15 protein-coding genes are annotated in these 15,935 nt (G+C 52.7%); 8 read left to right on the forward strand and 7 right to left on the reverse strand.

What is annotated here, in order from left to right:
* Positions 1–21 precede the first annotated feature (21 nt).
* The gene (locus tag GQE98_RS01405) at positions 22–897 is read left to right on the forward strand and encodes an AEC family transporter (RefSeq protein ID WP_161313765.1); all 876 of its coding nucleotides are present in this window, start codon (positions 22–24) and stop codon (positions 895–897) included.
* A gap of 5 nt (positions 898–902) precedes the next feature.
* Here GQE98_RS01405 and GQE98_RS01410 read toward each other — a convergent pair whose 3' ends face one another.
* Positions 903–1,169 carry a ribbon-helix-helix domain-containing protein gene (locus tag GQE98_RS01410; RefSeq protein ID WP_161313766.1) on the reverse strand — a complete coding sequence of 89 codons (267 nt, stop codon included), beginning with the start codon at positions 1,167–1,169 and terminating at the stop codon, positions 903–905.
* A 133-nt stretch (positions 1,170–1,302) separates the two neighbouring features.
* Positions 1,303–1,560, reverse strand: coding sequence for a BolA family protein (locus GQE98_RS01415; RefSeq protein WP_161313767.1), 258 nt, complete (start codon positions 1,558–1,560; stop codon positions 1,303–1,305).
* 221 nt (positions 1,561–1,781) lie between these two features.
* Between GQE98_RS01415 and GQE98_RS01420 the strand changes: the two genes are divergently transcribed.
* Genes GQE98_RS01420 through cobT form a run of 3 tightly spaced genes read left to right on the forward strand, consistent with a single transcriptional unit; the run spans position 1,782 to position 5,299 of the window.
* Positions 1,782–2,372 carry a J domain-containing protein gene (locus tag GQE98_RS01420; protein WP_161313768.1) on the forward strand — a complete coding sequence of 197 codons (591 nt, stop codon included), beginning with the start codon at positions 1,782–1,784 and terminating at the stop codon, positions 2,370–2,372.
* A gap of 48 nt (positions 2,373–2,420) precedes the next feature.
* Positions 2,421–3,422: a cobaltochelatase subunit CobS gene (cobS, locus tag GQE98_RS01425; RefSeq protein ID WP_161313769.1), complete on the forward strand. Its 1,002-nt coding sequence runs from the start codon at positions 2,421–2,423 to the stop codon at positions 3,420–3,422.
* Positions 3,423–3,430: 8 nt separating this feature from the next.
* Positions 3,431–5,299: a cobaltochelatase subunit CobT gene (gene cobT, locus GQE98_RS01430; protein ID WP_202526020.1), complete on the forward strand. Its 1,869-nt coding sequence runs from the start codon at positions 3,431–3,433 to the stop codon at positions 5,297–5,299.
* Positions 5,300–5,440: 141 nt separating this feature from the next.
* On the opposite strand, the gene rpmB is transcribed toward cobT, so the two are convergent.
* A complete protein-coding gene (gene rpmB / locus GQE98_RS01435; protein ID WP_161313770.1) occupies positions 5,441–5,728 on the reverse strand; it encodes a 50S ribosomal protein L28 in 288 nt (95 codons plus the stop codon).
* A gap of 111 nt (positions 5,729–5,839) precedes the next feature.
* Positions 5,840–6,832 (reverse strand): methylmalonyl Co-A mutase-associated GTPase MeaB, encoded by a 993-nt coding sequence (gene meaB, locus GQE98_RS01440; protein ID WP_202526021.1) that lies wholly within the window; start codon positions 6,830–6,832, stop codon positions 5,840–5,842.
* A gap of 110 nt (positions 6,833–6,942) precedes the next feature.
* Between meaB and GQE98_RS01445 the strand changes: the two genes are divergently transcribed.
* Complete coding sequence (locus GQE98_RS01445; RefSeq protein ID WP_202526022.1) at positions 6,943–7,947, forward strand: proline racemase family protein; 1,005 nt, start codon at positions 6,943–6,945, stop codon at positions 7,945–7,947.
* 23 nt (positions 7,948–7,970) lie between these two features.
* A complete protein-coding gene (locus GQE98_RS01450; RefSeq protein ID WP_161313772.1) occupies positions 7,971–8,369 on the forward strand; it encodes a cytidine deaminase in 399 nt (132 codons plus the stop codon).
* Between the two features lies 1 nt (position 8,370).
* Here the strand turns inward: GQE98_RS01450 and queF are convergent, their stop codons facing one another.
* Positions 8,371–8,835, reverse strand: a complete 465-nt coding sequence (gene queF / locus GQE98_RS01455; protein WP_161313773.1) for a preQ(1) synthase — start codon at positions 8,833–8,835, stop codon at positions 8,371–8,373.
* Complete coding sequence (locus GQE98_RS01460) at positions 8,836–9,870, reverse strand: histone deacetylase family protein (RefSeq protein ID WP_161313774.1); 1,035 nt, start codon at positions 9,868–9,870, stop codon at positions 8,836–8,838. It lies immediately after the preceding gene.
* A 118-nt stretch (positions 9,871–9,988) separates the two neighbouring features.
* On the opposite strand from GQE98_RS01460, the gene GQE98_RS01465 reads away from it, so the two are divergent.
* Complete coding sequence (locus tag GQE98_RS01465; RefSeq protein WP_161313775.1) at positions 9,989–10,498, forward strand: L,D-transpeptidase family protein; 510 nt, start codon at positions 9,989–9,991, stop codon at positions 10,496–10,498.
* A gap of 7 nt (positions 10,499–10,505) precedes the next feature.
* Here GQE98_RS01465 and scpA read toward each other — a convergent pair whose 3' ends face one another.
* Entirely contained in the window at positions 10,506–12,656 is a 2,151-nt protein-coding gene (scpA, locus tag GQE98_RS01470) for a methylmalonyl-CoA mutase (RefSeq protein ID WP_161313776.1), read from the reverse strand.
* 330 nt (positions 12,657–12,986) lie between these two features.
* Between scpA and GQE98_RS01475 the strand changes: the two genes are divergently transcribed.
* The gene (locus tag GQE98_RS01475) at positions 12,987–15,932 is read left to right on the forward strand and encodes a helicase-related protein (protein ID WP_161313777.1); all 2,946 of its coding nucleotides are present in this window, start codon (positions 12,987–12,989) and stop codon (positions 15,930–15,932) included.
* Positions 15,933–15,935 lie beyond the last annotated feature (3 nt).

Here is a 15,935-nt window from a genome sequence, read left to right on the forward strand (position 1 = left end):
TTTACCAAGAGTTTCTCTTTCATGATTGAAATACTCCTTAATATTATTGCACCTGTCGTAATAACTGCCGGTATCGGATTTTTCTGGGCCAAGAGCGGACGCGCCTTTCATACCGAGACCGTCACCGGCCTGGTGACGAATGTTGGCTCTCCGATGTTGATTTTTTCAACACTTGTCAAGCTCGATATGGAACTTGGAGCATTCCTTGAATTTGCGATGTACGCTGCGCTATCAGCGCTTTCCTTTTGCCTTATAGGCCTTGCTGTATTGCGCATTTGCCGGCTTGATATACGCAATTATCTGCCCGGTTTGATGTTTCCCAACACAGGAAACATGGGGCTTCCGCTGTGCTTTTTTGCCTTTGGAGAGGCCGGACTAGCTCTCGCTATCGCAGTCTTTACGGTGTTTTCGACTCTGCAATTCACATTTGGTGTTTGGCTCTCATCCGGCGCAAGTTCGCCAGGCCAGCTCATGCGAACGCCCCTCATTTATGCCGTGATTATCGGTCTTGGATCAAAGGCTCTTTCTCTTTCCCTGCCGGTTTGGATCATTGATACATCTGTTCTTGTTGGTAGCCTGACCATTCCTTTGATGCTCCTTGCTCTCGGCGTTAGCCTCGCCGGCCTTTCCGTCAACCATATCCGTCTCGCGACTGGACTCTCGCTTCTCCGTCTTGTGATGGGATTTGCGGTGGGTTATGGCCTCTCGATCCTGTTTGGTCTGGAGGGGGTAGAACGCGGTGTTCTGATCCTGGAATGCTGTATGCCGGTCGCGGTATTCAACTATCTGTTCTCGCTCAGGTATGATCGGGCCCATGGTCATGTGGCGGGGATGGTGCTTATTTCGACCTTGCTCTCCTTTATCACCCTCCCCGCTTTGCTGCTTTATGTGCTTTAGGATAATCAGGAATCGAGTTGCCTGCTGTTGTTAAGGTAATGATCGAGGATTGCGGAACGAATGCGGGATGTCCGCGAATGTTCACGGCGCCTCTCATCCATATCTACACGACAGCAAAACTCATTAATTGACAGGTTGTCTCGCGCGCAAATATCACGAAGAGCCTCCCATTCAATTGCTTCCAACCGAATACTGGTTCGATGAAGTTGCCCCGAGGCCGGATCAATGACTGAAATATTTCGGTTTACGAGGGTCTGGCTTGTCTGTGTCACATCAAGGCTCCTGTTGTGCTCTTATAAGTTGCTATTATTTTCGCTAAACTCTTATAAATGGCATATAGGGGCGTGATAAATTGGTTCAACAGTTTTATCTGATGTTTTTTACAGATTCAGTCGTATGGCTGGATCAGGAACGAACCGTCAACGCGAGAGCATGTATATCTGAGCTAAGCTCCTCCGCGAGGACCTCATATATCGCACGCTGACTGGCAACACGGGACATTCCCTTAAATTTATCAGCGGTTATTTCAACCCGGAAATGGCTCTCTCCCTCCGGGCGGGCGCCGGCATGGCCTGCGTGTAAATGCGATTCGTCTATTACGACAAGATCGGAAGGTGAAAAAGCCTCATTCAGCTTGCGTTCAATAGTTGCTGCAACTGACATTTTGCCTGCTTCCCTTTCTTAATTAAACTATGCGCCTTATCTTCTATTCTATATTGGATCATGCGACAACGCACCGGAAGAATAATGCTTTTTCTCGTAATAAAAAGCTCCGCTACAGTTCGTAGCCGTTTGTTGCCCAATTAACGCCATGGCGGGCATAAAAAGTAATTAGTTTCACCCTCAGCCTTGCTATGGGGGAGGGCTATGCTCATAATAATTCCATGTCGAAGAATAGAGAAATACCGCTTGGCGAAAGTGCCTCGGAACCACTGCACAGGCAGTGCGATCATTCGGATTGTTTTGAGGCCGGGGAATATCGGGCGCCGAAGGCGAGATTGCTCGACCGGGGCAAACCGACTGACTACCAATGGTTTTGCCTTGGGCATATACGGGAATTCAATAAATCCTGGAATTTCTTCGATGGAATGACGGCTGAAGAAGTCCTCCGTTACAAGGATGAGGATATTACCGGCCATCGGCCGACTTGGAAACTGGGTACGCGGACCGCAAGTGGCCGGAAGGAATATCGCTATGATGATCCGTTCGACTTTCGTGATGACATGGGCGCATCAGAGGAAGCTTCGGCTAAAGCAAAAGCCAACGGAAAGGCGCCAATTGATCCGAAAGAACGCGAAGCACTTGCCGTGCTTAATTTGCAGCCCGGGTGCGATCTGGATCAAATAAAGCGCCGACATAAAGAACTTGCAAAAAAATACCACCCTGATATCCGCGGGGGAGATAAAGAGGCCGAAGAAATCCTAAAAAACATCAATCAGGCCTATACACTTTTACGATCTTGCGCTAACTCGTAAGACTAGCCGTAGAAAATAACCACAATTTGTGACACGGAACTGCTATTTATGACGTCTTTAGAACTTGCTGGTGATACACCAGAAATTAAAATTGATTTGCCCGATACAAAGGTTTCTGTTCGGGAAGTCTTTAAAATTGATAGTGACCTGGAAGTTCCCGCCTTCAGTGTAACGTCAGAACGGGTGCCGGATCTGGATCCTACATATGTTTTTGATCACGATACGACGCTGGCGATTTTGGCAGGCTTCGCTTTTAATCGCCGCGTAATGGTGCAAGGCTATCACGGAACGGGAAAATCAACCCATATTGAACAGGTGGCGGCGCGCCTTAACTGGCCCTGCGTCCGGATTAACCTTGATAGTCATATTTCCCGGATCGACCTGGTCGGTAAAGACGCTATCGTCTTGCGCGATGGCAAGCAGGTGACCGAATTCCGCGAAGGCATTTTACCTTGGGCGCTGCAATCTCCAACCGCTATCGTGTTTGATGAATATGATGCCGGTCGTCCGGACGTCATGTTTGTGATCCAGCGTGTTCTGGAAGTAGAAGGAAAATTGACCCTGCTGGATCAAAACCGGGTCATTCGTCCGCATCCGGCCTTTCGCATGTTTGCGACGACCAACACGGTGGGACTTGGCGATACAACCGGACTGTATCATGGTACCCAACAGTTGAACCAGGGGCAGATGGACCGCTGGAATATTGTGACAACATTGAATTACTTACCGGAAGATATTGAGAATGAGATCGTTCTTGCAAAACTGCCGGGGTATGATGATGAGGACGGACGTAAGACTGTCCGCGCGATGATTGCCTGCGCTGAATTAAGCCGGGCCGGATTTATTGCAGGCGATATCTCTACAGTCATGAGCCCGCGAACGGTAATTACCTGGGCGGAGAATGCGCAGATTTTCGGCGACATTGGTTTTGCCTTCCGCGTAACCTTCCTCAATAAATGTGATGAAATGGAACGTCCTTTGGTTGCCGAATATTACCAGCGAAGCTTTGGCGAAGAACTCCCTGAATCCGCTGCCAACATCGTCGTGTAAGACGTACCGTGGCCTTTATCAAAAATAAGGAGCCCGCGGCCGAACCCTTTAAGCGTGCCGTTACCGCAACGATGCGGGCAATGTCGCATGACAAGGAGCTGGACGTCGTCTATGGCAATGATGCGCCGGGAATGAGCGGTGATCGTGCCCGTCTGCCAAACCCTGCGAAAGACCTGCCCCCAGAGGATATTCGTCTTGTCCGCGGCCTGGCGGATAGTATTGCGCTTCGCAAACGGTACCACGACGACGGACTTCATGCGCGCTATGCCCCAGAAGGTGGGGACGCAAAAGCGGTTTTTGATGCGATAGAACAGGCCCGGGTAGAAGCCATTGGCGCCGGTCGCATGAAAGGCGTTGCCGAAAATCTTTTTAATCGGCTGGATACCCACTGCAAAGAAAGTGGGTTTGACCGCGTATATGACAAGGCTAATGCCCCCATTGCCGAGGTTATTGGCCTCCTCGCACGTGAAAAGCTCGCGAATATTCCTGTTCCGGAAAGCGCCCGGAACATGGTCGATCTGTGGCGAGCGGAGATCGAGGAAAAAAGTGGAGATGACTTCACTGAAATGCTGGATGCCCTTTCCAGTCAGAAGGAATTTGCCAACGCGGCACGGAAACTTCTCAAAGATCTTGATCTGATTGACGATGCGGAAGGCGAATTCTCGGACGAGGATGACAACGGCGACAGCGATGAAGGTGAGCAGGAACCGGATGCCGAAAGCAGCGGTTCAGAAAGCGATGACGAGGCACAGGAAGCCAGCGCCGCCGAAGATGCCGATACGCAGGAAGGGGCCGGGGAAGACGGCACCGACACCGAAGCGGGCGAAAGCGCGGATATGGAAGCGACCAGCACCGGAGAGGAAGCTGGCCGTGACAGCCGGCCGGTATATCCGGACGATTTCCGCAATTCCCCTGATGCGGCCGCCTATAAAGCCTATACCACTGAGTACGATGAAGTGATTCAGGCGAGTGACCTGTGCGAGCTGGCAGAACTTGCCCGGCTGCGACAGCAACTCGACCAACAGCTAACCAATTTACATAGTCTCGTCAGCAAATTGGCGAACAGGCTTCAGCGCAAATTACTTGCGCAGCAAAACCGCGCGTGGGAATTTGATCTGGAAGAAGGTATTCTGGATGCCGCCCGCCTCTCCCGTGTCGTCATTGATCCGCAATTGCCTCTTTCCTTCAAAGTGGAGCAGGATACGAATTTCCGCGACACAGTTGTGACATTGCTGATCGACAATTCTGGTTCCATGCGCGGGCGTCCTATTTCCGTTGCCGCCATGTGCGCCGACGTTCTGGCTCGCACATTGGAACGGTGCTCGGTCAAGGTCGAAATTCTTGGCTTTACCACTCGCGCCTGGAAAGGCGGCCAGTCACGAGAAAGATGGCTGGAACAGGGCAAGGAGCCAAACCCGGGGCGGCTTAATGACCTTCGCCATATCGTCTATAAATCAGCGGATTATCCCTATCGGCGTGCCCGTCAGTCACTTGGCCTGATGCTGCGCGAGGGGTTACTGAAAGAAAATATCGACGGGGAAGGCCTTCTGTGGGCACATAGTCGACTGTTAGGCCGGCCGGAGCAGCGCCGGATCCTGATGGTGATTTCCGATGGTGCACCAGTTGATGACAGTACGCTCTCCGTCAATCCTGGTAATTATCTCGACAAGCATCTACGCGACGTGATCAAGTGGATAGAAACACGCTCACCGGTCGAGTTGATTGCTATCGGCATCGGCCATGACGTCACGAGATATTATCAACAAGCCGTCACGATCATAGACGCCGAACAACTCGGCGGTGTCATGATGGAACAGCTTGCCGATCTCTTTGACGAGAAAAAGCCGTCAAAGCGCGGAAAAGCGGATCGCTGGTAAAGCGCTCTATCCCTTGAGTGTCTTTTCTGTGAATTCAGGACTGTGCGACAAGGCAAGATCGCCGCGCCTTTTAGAATCTCACATAAAAAAACGGGTGGATAAAACCCACCCGTTTAATTCTGCATGATCTTTAGATCAAATTTATGCGGAAGCAGCCGCTTTCTTGATCTCGCGTTTAACCCGCTGGGCCTGCAATGACAGATTAGTGTCACGCGCCTTCAACAGGAACTTATCAAGACCGCCATTATGTTCAACGGAACGCAGTGCCGATGCGGACACTTTCATGCTGAAAGAACGGCCAAGTGCATCAGACATCAAGCGGACTTCCTGCACATTCGGCAGAAACCGGCGACGGGTTTTGTTATTGGCGTGGCTGACATTATTGCCGGCCTGAACACCTTTACCTGTCAATTCGCAACGACGTGCCATCTTGGACCTCTTTAACCAAATGAATAGATATGCCGGCGCAGAACGCCGGACGTGAGGACGCTATTTAAGGAATGGAGGCGCATCCGTCAAGCATATTAGGCTGAACCTGCACTATTTTTCCAAAAAGATTTCCAATAGCTTCTCTGCGGCGGTCGTGGGAGCAATTTGCGCCGCTTTTACATCGGCTTCCATCTGTTTGATGCGAGCCGCAACAACATCATGCGCGCGAAAACGCGCCATCAGGGAATCACCTAGTTCCGACCACATCCAGGCCACGGCTTGGTCACGTCGCTGATCAGCGAGTTCATTATCACTTCCGCGCGCCGCGCGATATTTCCCGATTGTTTCCCAGAGCTTGTCGATACCAATCTTGTTGAGCGCAGAGACCATGAGAACCTTCGGCTTCCAGTTCTTGCTCTTAGGTCGCATTAGGCCAATGGCACCCTTATATTCCGCTGCCGCTCGGGCGGCGGCCGACTTGAGATCCCCATCCGCCTTGTTTATAACGACGATATCTGCAAGCTCCATCACGCCCCGCTTGATTCCCTGAAGCTCATCCCCACCCGCTGGCGCGAGCAAAAGCAGGAACACATCGACCATTTCCGCAACAGTGGTTTCGGATTGCCCTACCCCAACCGTCTCGATCAGGATCACATCGAAGCCCGCTGCTTCGGTCAATAACATTGCCTCGCGGGTACGCCGCGCGACACCACCAAGCGACCCACCGGACGGTGACGGCCGGATAAAGGCATTTGGATCACGAACCAGTTCTTCCATTCGTGTCTTGTCGCCAAGAATCGATCCACCACTTCGCTGTGAAGAAGGATCTATGGTGAGTACAGCAACTTTATGCCCGGCGGCTGTCAAAAGCTTGCCAAAAGCCTCGATAAAAGTGGATTTCCCAACACCGGGCGTTCCCGATATGCCGATCCGAATTGAATCGCCGGTATCCGGCAGAATGATATTCAACAATGCCTGGGCCGTTGCCCGGTGATCGGACCGCGAAGACTCCACGAGGGTAATGGCGCGCGCCAGTGCCCGGCGATCTCCCTGCTTTAGCTTAACTGCAATTTTATCAGCATCCGCCGATTGTTTTTTGTTCATTTCATTCATAGTCTTGGGTATGGGAAAATCCCGCGCCTTCGTCAAGTCAATTGAAAGCACTATCGAAATTTAACGGATAGCCGTATTCTGGTTTTAAAAGATGGGAAGCAATGATTAGCAGTATCCAGACAGTTGAGATGCACACCGGCGGGGAGCCACTCCGTATCATTACAGATGGCATACCGGTGCCCAAGGGACGGACCCTTCTTGAAAAGCGAGCCTATCTTCGCGATCATGACGACCAGTATCGTCGCTTCCTGATGTTCGAACCTCGCGGCCATAAGGATATGTATGGCGCACTACTGGTTCCGCACGATCATCCGGATGCTGACCTCGCAGTGATTTTCATGCATAATGAAGGCTATAGTACCATGTGCGGCCATGCGATTATGGCGCTCGGTCGGTTTGCCCTAGATTATGGGCTGGTCGTAAAGGGTGATGGCGAGACAAAAGTTAAGATCCAATGCCCCTGTGGCCTTGTGCGCGCTTATGTTGCTACCGAAAATGGTGTGACCGGCGCCGTCCGCTTTGAAAGTGTACCTGCTTACTCCTATAAGCTGGGTCAGTTCGTCGAGACAGTTGACTATGGTCCGGTTGAGCTGGATATCGGGTATGGCGGCGCTTTCTACGCCATTCTGGATGCCGCAACTCTTGGCCTTGATGTGCGCAGCTCTCGCACACAGGATCTGGTCACCGCAGCGACCCAGATTTCCGAGGCCGTAAAGGCACAGGTCTCCATCACCCACCCGGAGGAACCGGAGCTGGGTTATCTGTATGGCACAATCCTCACCGATGGCGGCTTGGGCCATGCAGGCAGCCCCAGCGCCAACATATGTGTCTTTGCCGATAAGCAAGTGGATCGCAGCCCGACCGGATCAGGCGTCACGGCACGCATGGCCCTTGCTGCCGCGCGAAAGAAGATAGGCATCGGCGACACTTGCCGGTTTGAAAGCGTGACCGGCGCTATTTTCACCGGAAAAATCTTAAGCCAGACAAAGGTGGGGCCCTATAAGGCCGTGACGGTTGAGGTTGCAGGCCGCGCCCATTATTCTGGCACTGCGGAGTTCACCTTTGAGGACGGCGATCCACTTGGCGGCGGATTTCTCCTTCGCTAGGCTTTGGAAGGAAATGACGATTTATGGACAAGACTGATCTGAAGACCGAAGCAGTAAAGGCCCTTGAAAAGGCCTATTCCCCCTATTCCAAATTTAAGGTGGGTGCCGCCATCCTAACGGAATCCGGCAATCTATATGCGGGCTGCAACGTGGAAAATGTCTCCTACGGCCTTTCTATTTGTGCGGAGCGCACTGCCATTACGCGCGCTGTGACAAGCGAAGGGCCCACCATGAAGCTCCGAGAGGTTTTTGTCGCCAATCGCAATGAACAGGGGAATTCTATCCCCTGCTCCCCCTGTGGGGCCTGCCGCCAGTTTATTGCGGAATTTGCGATACCGGCGACACGGATTCATTATACAGGCGAAAACGGGGATGTTACGACGTCGATGAGTGACCTGCTTCCCGATGGGTTTACCTTTTAGCCTATCCGCGCCCGCGATAAGTTGACACCCCCTGATCGGGTAGCCAGACATCGGCAAGCGGCGCGCCCGTCTGCCAAAAAACATCAATTGGGATTCCCCCGCGTGGATACCAGTACCCCCCAATCCGGAGCCAGCGCGGCGCCAGAAGATCGACAAGGCGCCTTCCAATCATGACTGTGCAATCCTCATGAAAGGCACCATGATTTCGAAAGGACGTCAGGAACAGCTTGAGAGATTTGGATTCGACAAGCCACTCATCTGGTACATAGTCAATCACCAAATGGGCAAAATCCGGCTGTCCTGTCATCGGGCAAAGGGAGGTGAACTCCGGCGCAGTAAAGCGGACAAGATAATTTACATCCGACTGCCCGTTGGGAACACGCTCTAGCACAGCGTCTTCCGGACTTTTTGGTTGCTCGACATCCTTGCCAAGCTGGGTCAGGCCGCTGACATCCGTTGTACCCATTTACCGCACTCCTTCAAATCCGGATATGAAACTCGTGATATTCACACCAAGGAAATCTCGGTTATAGCCGCCTTCCTGTACCAGAACCGTCGGCAGGCCAAGGCGGGCAATACGCGCTGCGATCCGCCCGAAGCCTTCCGTCGTGATGGAAAGCCCGATCAAGGGATCCCCTTCAAATGCGTCGAGCCCCAGCGCGATAAAGAGAACATCGGGAGCATAAGCGCTAAGGGCGGCCATGGCCTCCTCCAACCGGTCAAGGAAGGCTTCATCCGCGCTTTTGGGTGCGAGGGGCAGGTTCAAGTTATAGCCCTCCCCTGCGCCCGTTCCGCGCTCATGCGCATAACCCGAGAAAAAGGGATAGAAATCCGTCGGATCGCAATGCAGTGAAATCGTGAAGACGTCTGCGCGATCATAAAAAATGCCCTGCGTGCCATTCCCATGATGCACATCGACATCAAGAATTGCCACCCGATTCACTTTCCGGCGCGCATATTCGCCGGCAATGGCGATATTGTTGAGAAAGCAGAAGCCGCCCGCCTGATCCTTGAACGCATGATGTCCCGGAGGGCGGCAGAGCGCGTAAGCCGACAGTTTGCCTTCCAGATCGGAAAGCACGTAGTCCGTCGCTGTCAGCGCGACATTGCTTGAGGTTACCGCCGCCTCCCAAGTTGTCGGGCCGATGGGCGCAGAGATATCGGTTGTGTAAAAACCAACCTCGCCGACAATACCGCTCGGCATCGAGGACATATGCCGCCCCGGGTGAATGTTGGGAAGGACTTCCTCTCCCCCCATCTGCGCGACCTTCCAACGAGTATGGATGGTTTCCAAAAACTGAAGATAGCCCGGCGTATGCACCGCCGCCCGTGGGCTCGGACCAAAATCCGTCGGTGCCAAAATCTCATGACCGGCCTCTTTCAGGCCCTTGACCAATGCCTCCGCGCGGCCCGGCACCTCCTGCGGCTCATGAAAGGCCCCGCCCTTGAAATAGGTTTTCGGATCATGCTTTGCATGATCGGGGCTGTAGATGATTTTCATTGTTGTCCCTTTGCTCCCAATGCCCTTTCAATATTATAATACTGACAAATCTCCTGAGAATGATAGAATATTCATGCTTGGCGGTGATGGAAACTAGTCTCAGTAAGTTATGACATTCATGAGTTTCATAAAATCAGGCTTTCCCCGTGCGCTTGCTCCCCTGCTGATTGGCGCATTTCTTTTGATGCCGGGAGCCGCTTTCGGGGAGATCGACCGTGTGCTGGTCGATAAATCCCAGCGCAAAATGTTTCTTCTCAAGAAGAGTGAGATCGTCCGCCAGTTTACAATCGCGCTTGGCGGCATTCCCAAAGGCCATAAAAAACAGGAGGGTGACCAAAAGACGCCCGAAGGCGTTTATGTACTGGACTATGTGAATGAAGATTCAGACTTCTATCGGTCGATGCATATCAATTATCCCAACGCATTGGATAGGGAGGAAGCTGCGTCGCGTGGCGTCGATCCCGGCGGAATGATCATGGTCCATGGCCAGAAAGACAATGCCGGTATGTACAGTGGGCTCCTGCAACTATTCGACTGGACGGACGGCTGCATCGCCCTCAGCAATTCTGAAATGGACGAGTTCCTCTCCCTGGTCCCCGTCGGAACAGAGATTGAAATCAGATGGTGAAGGCGGCTTAAGCCGCCGTACGCCGTTTGCGGATCAGTTCAAGGACCTCTGCTGCTGCTTTCGGGATATTGGTGCCCGGGCCATAGATCGCGGCAACGCCGGCATCATAAAGCGCATTATAATCCTGCGCCGGAATAACGCCGCCACAAACAACGAGAATATCTTCTGCACCCTGCTTCTTGAGTTCATCAATAATCTGCGGGACCAGCGTTTTATGCCCGGCGGCCTGCGATGAAATACCGATGACATGTACGTCGCTCTCTATCGCGTCCTGCGCCGCCTCGGCCGGTGTCTGGAAAAGCGGCCCGACATCCACATCAAAGCCGATATCCGCGAAGGCCGTAGCGATTACCTTGGCACCGCGGTCATGGCCGTCCTGCCCAAGCTTGACCACCAGCATACGGGGCCGACGTCCTTCTTCGCGGGCAAATGCATCGATATCATCGCTGATTTTCATGAACCCCTCATCTCCCTCATAGGCCGCGCCGTAGACACCGGAAATAGATCGGATTTCGGCCCGGTGACGAGTGAAAACCTTTTCCATGGCGTCTGAAATTTCACCCACGGTTGCCCGCGCCCGCGCAGCATCAACACAAAGCTCCAACAGGTTCTCCGTGCCTTCGGCGCCCTTTGTCAGAGCTTCCAGTGCTGCGGCGCATGCCGCATCATCGCGCGTGCTCCTGATTTTCTCAAGGCGTGCAACCTGCTGACGGAGAACCTCTGTATTGTCGACATCGAGAATTTCAATATTGCTATCGTCTTTATCGATCTTGTATTTGTTGACGCCAACAATAACTTCCTCACCCCGGTCAATGCGGGCCTGACGTCGGGCTGCGGATTCCTCGATTCTAAGCTTTGGCATACCGCTTTCAACGGCTTTCGTCATGCCGCCCATTTCCTCGACTTCCTCGATCAGCTTCCAGGCTTCCGCCGCGATCGAATTCGTCAGGCTTTCCACATAGTAGCTGCCACCAAGCGGATCGATAACATTCGGGATGCCGGTCTCTTCCGCAAGAATAAGTTGAGTGTTCCGGGCAATACGAGCCGAAAAATCCGTCGGCAAGGCGATTGCCTCATCAAGGGCATTCGTATGAAGGCTCTGTGTCCCACCAAGAACCGCGGCCATTGCTTCATAAGCAGTACGGATAACGTTGTTGTAAGGATCCTGCTCCGTCAGGCTGACGCCCGACGTCTGGCAATGGGTCCGCAGCATCAAGGAGCTCTGGTTTTTCGGCTCAAACTCCTTGATCATCTTGGCCCAAAGCATACGAGCGGCGCGCAGCTTGGCAATTTCCATGAAGAAATTCATGCCTATGGCAAAAAAGAAGCTGAGCCGCGGTGCGAAATCATCAATTTTAAGGCCGGAGGCCATGGCGGCGCGCGCATACTCTAGTCCATCGGCAAGCGTGAAAGCAAGCTCCTGCACCTGCGTCGCGCCCGCTTCCTGCATATGGTAGCCAGAGATGGAAATGGAATTAAAACGCGGCATCTTGGCCGATGTATATCCGATAATATCACCGATGATCCGCATGCTCGGTGCGGGCGGATAGATATAGGTGTTGCGGACCATGAACTCTTTCAGAATGTCATTCTGGATCGTACCGGAAAGCTGTTCCGGCTTCACGCCCTGTTCTTCCGCGGCAACAATGTAGTTTGCCAAAATCGGCAGGACCGCCCCATTCATGGTCATGGACACGGACATCTGATCGAGCGGGATACTATCGAACAGGATCTTCATATCCTCAACACTGTCAATGGCCACACCGGCCTTACCGACATCTCCGACAACGCGCGGATGGTCCGAATCGTAACCGCGATGTGTTGCAAGATCGAAGGCGACAGACAGGCCTTTTTGTCCAGCCGCGAGGTTTCGTCGGTAAAACGCGTTGGATTCTTCCGCGGTCGAGAATCCGGCATACTGACGGATTGTCCAGGGACGGTTAGCGTACATAGTTGCGCGGACGCCACGCTGGAACGGGGCCATGCCAGGAAGGGCGCCATCCAGCTCCATCCCTTCCAGATCAGCAGCCGTATAAAGCGGTTTGACCTTAATTCCTTCGGGCGTTTCCCAATTCAGTTCATCCAGCTTACGGTCACGAAGTTCCTTCTCCGCCAGCTTTTCCCAGTCCTGAAGTGTTTGTTTTGGAAAGTTGCCCATCTCTTTTATCCTTTTTATCCCGCTGAACAATAAGCCACGATGAGGTCGACAGCCCATTCAGGCCGGGAGCTATATCATAGAATTATCAAAATACCAAACGAGCGTTAGCTTTATCTGGAATCGCGCGGCATTAGTACGCCAAATTCAATTTCTTTCTGCCTAATAAAGCGAATTTCTTTCCCTTATGCGAGATAATTTTGACATATTCACTACATATAAAAGGAACAGCCGCCGTTACGACATGTCAGATTTTCCTGTTCTCCTTGAGGCGGCTGCGTATATAAACAGCTGTGAGGGCACAAGACCCCTCCCCGATAAACCAGGTTTGCAATGCGCCCTATTTCCCCCAACAATTTCAAAACAGGTCAGGTAACGGCTATTCTCGGCCCCACCAATACCGGCAAGACGCATCTCGCGGTGGAACGGATGATGGGGCATGCCGACGGGGTTATCGGCCTCCCCTTGCGATTGCTGGCGCGCGAGGTTTATGAACGGGTTGTCGCCATAAAAGGCGCGGCGAATGTCGCACTGGTCACAGGTGAAGAAAAAATCATCCCTCCGCAAGCCGCGTATTTCGTTTGTACAGTGGAGGCCATGCCGCTTGATCGCGGTTTTGAATTCCTGGCGGTTGATGAAATCCAGCTCGCCGAGGATCCGGAACGCGGACATATTTTTACGGACCGACTTCTCTATGCGCGCGGCCGGGAGGAAACATTATTTCTGGGTGCGGAAACAATCCGGCCCTGGATCAAACGTCTGATTCCGGAGGCGACATATATTTCGCGGCCCCGTTTTTCAAAGCTTGTGTACCGCGGAGCGAAGAAAATATCACGACTACGGCCGAGAACTGCAATCGTTGCCTTTTCTTCAAGCGATGTTTACGCGATTGCTGAACTCGTTCGGCGTCAGCGTGGCGGCGCAGCCGTCGTAATGGGTAGCCTGTCGCCCCGCACACGCAATGCCCAGGTTGAGCTCTATCAATCCGGTGATGTGGACTACCTGGTTGCTACTGATGCCATTGGCATGGGCCTGAACATGGATATCGACCATGTCGCGTTCGCCGGCACCGTCAAATATGACGGATCAATGTCCCGCCGCCTCCGTCCGGCTGAGTTCGCCCAGATTGCCGGTCGCGCCGGACGCCATATGAACAACGGCAGCTTTGGCACCACAGCGAATGTTGAACCATTGGAAGATGAACTGATCGAGAAAATAGAAGGCCATAATTTTGAGGCTGTCCGCCAAATTAGATGGCGAAACCTGAATCTCGATTTCACAACAACGCGCGACCTGCTGCGATCCCTTGAAACCTTGCCAGCGATAGACGGGATGGTATCACCGAGAGACCCGGACGATTATAATGCCTTCAGGACCCTCATCAAGGATGAAAAGGTGCGCCGCTACTCACAATCGATGCCCGGCGTTCGTCAATTATGGCAGGTGTGCCAGGTGCCGGATTTTCGTAAAACAATGCATGACGTCCATGTTCGTCTAATCCGGGAAATTTTCCTGCATCTACAGGGGCCAACCGGAAAACTACCCGCCGACTGGATAGCCGGACACCTAAAAAGCCTGGAGAAAATTGATGGCGATATAGACACACTTGCAACACGTATTGCTCATACGCGCACTTGGACGTATATTTCCCATGTTTCCGATTGGGTTGATGATTATAAATACTGGCAGGAAACCGCGCGAACTATAGAAGATAAACTGTCGGACGCTTTGCATGAGCGATTGACACAGAGATTTGTAGACAGACGCACCGCTATGTTGGTGCGAAAACTGAAAGACCGAAGTCAATTGGAAGCACAGATTAACGAGACCGGCGAAGTCCATGTCGAGGGACATTTTCTGGGAACCCTCACGGGGTTGAAATTTAACGCAGATACAAGCCTGAATAATACAGAAGCCAGGACCCTTAGAAATATCGGGAACAAGGCTGTCGCGGCAGAAATAGCTGCACGGGCGGCGCGGCTTGCATCGGCAGAAGATGCGGAGATCACGCTTGACGCGCAAGGTAAGCTCATCTGGCAGGAAACGCCGATCGCGACCTTGGCCAAGGGGGATATGGTCTTGAAACCGCGAATTCAGCTGCTGGCGAGCGAGCAATTGAATGGCAGCGCCCAGGATGCCGCCACTAAACGGTTGAGTGACTGGGTATCGGCACAGATTGAAGCGCGCCTTAAGCCGCTTGTCCAGCTTGAGACTTTGCCACTTACTGGCGCGGCGCGGGGTATTGCTTTCCAAGTCAGCGAGAATCTCGGGGCCATGCCCCGTTATAAACTTGGCGATCAGATTCGGTTACTGGAGAAAAAAGATTACGGCCGCCTGAAGTTCGGCGGTATTCGAGTGGGCTATGAGCATGTCTTCATGCCTATTCTGTTAAAACCCGATCCAACAGCGCTTCGCTGTCTCCTGTGGGCAATCTTTCAGGAACGCGCTGAAATTCCTCCCGCCCCGCCGGCCGGACGAGTATCATTCGAGACCGACGGCAAGTTGCCCTGGACCTACTATCTTACGGCAGGTTATGCGGTTTATGACAAGCTAGCGGTTCGGCTGGATATGCTGGACAGGCTGGCAGGACTCCTGCGCCGCGCTTCCCGCGGGTTGCTTGAAGACCCTGAAGCGGTCAAAGAGAAGGCAAAAGATCCGATCGAAACGACCCCGTCGATGCCCGATGCGGACGCAGCAAAACAGGAAACTGAAAAAAGCGATACGGTTACGCCTGAAGAATCTAAGACGATCACGGAAACAGAGAAGGCGTCGCCCTCCCCGGAGCCCGAAAAATCTGTGGAAGCGGAGCAAACCCCTCCTGAAACCTCTCAAAACACTGCTGAACAACCGGACGGCGTCGTTGCGGAAGCGTCTATTGATGAGACCTTACCCGCCACTCAATCAGAAGAAGAGAAACCTGCTGGAACGGGTGAGGAGAAACGAAAGAAGGATCTACCTCGCAATCTGCCATTCAAGCCAACACATGAGATGCTCTCTCTTGTCGGAACCACCAGAGAACAATTTTCTCTGATTCTGGATAAGCTGGGTTATATTGCGGAAGGTGAAGGAGAAGACCTGACTTACCGCCGTAAATCCTTTAAAAAGAAGAAGCAGGGGCCCAAGCCGGAGCGTAGGGATAAAACTCGTGCAAGGGCTAAGGATACGCAGAAGTCCGGGAACAAGCGTCCCGCTCAAGCCCAAAAGCGGCCGCAACCAAAACAAAAGGAAATCGACCCCGATTCGCCTTTTGCGATTTTGAAGACACTCGGCAAAAAATAAGGC

Origin of the sequence: Sneathiella litorea (genome assembly GCF_009882915.1) — a bacterium.
GTDB lineage: Bacteria > Pseudomonadota > Alphaproteobacteria > Sneathiellales > Sneathiellaceae > Sneathiella > Sneathiella litorea.

Bases quoted from the DNA above. Each gene is read 5' to 3' on its own strand.
- GQE98_RS01460 (WP_161313774.1), bottom strand. From the start codon at position 9,870: ATGAAAATCATCTACAGCCCCGATCATGCAAAGCATGATCCGAAAACC.
- GQE98_RS01475 (WP_161313777.1), top strand. From the start codon at position 12,987: ATGCGCCCTATTTCCCCCAACAATTTCAAAACAGGTCAGGTAACGGCT.
- GQE98_RS01450 (WP_161313772.1), top strand. From the start codon at position 7,971: ATGGACAAGACTGATCTGAAGACCGAAGCAGTAAAGGCCCTTGAAAAG.
- GQE98_RS01465 (WP_161313775.1), top strand. From the start codon at position 9,989: ATGAGTTTCATAAAATCAGGCTTTCCCCGTGCGCTTGCTCCCCTGCTG.
- rpmB (WP_161313770.1), bottom strand. From the start codon at position 5,728: ATGGCACGTCGTTGCGAATTGACAGGTAAAGGTGTTCAGGCCGGCAAT.
- GQE98_RS01445 (WP_202526022.1), top strand. From the start codon at position 6,943: ATGATTAGCAGTATCCAGACAGTTGAGATGCACACCGGCGGGGAGCCA.
- GQE98_RS01415 (WP_161313767.1), bottom strand. From the start codon at position 1,560: ATGTCAGTTGCAGCAACTATTGAACGCAAGCTGAATGAGGCTTTTTCA.
- queF (WP_161313773.1), bottom strand. From the start codon at position 8,835: ATGGGTACAACGGATGTCAGCGGCCTGACCCAGCTTGGCAAGGATGTC.
- GQE98_RS01420 (WP_161313768.1), top strand. From the start codon at position 1,782: ATGTCGAAGAATAGAGAAATACCGCTTGGCGAAAGTGCCTCGGAACCA.
- scpA (WP_161313776.1), bottom strand. From the start codon at position 12,656: ATGGGCAACTTTCCAAAACAAACACTTCAGGACTGGGAAAAGCTGGCG.
- meaB (WP_202526021.1), bottom strand. From the start codon at position 6,832: ATGAACAAAAAACAATCGGCGGATGCTGATAAAATTGCAGTTAAGCTA.
- GQE98_RS01405 (WP_161313765.1), top strand. From the start codon at position 22: ATGATTGAAATACTCCTTAATATTATTGCACCTGTCGTAATAACTGCC.
- cobS (WP_161313769.1), top strand. From the start codon at position 2,421: ATGACGTCTTTAGAACTTGCTGGTGATACACCAGAAATTAAAATTGAT.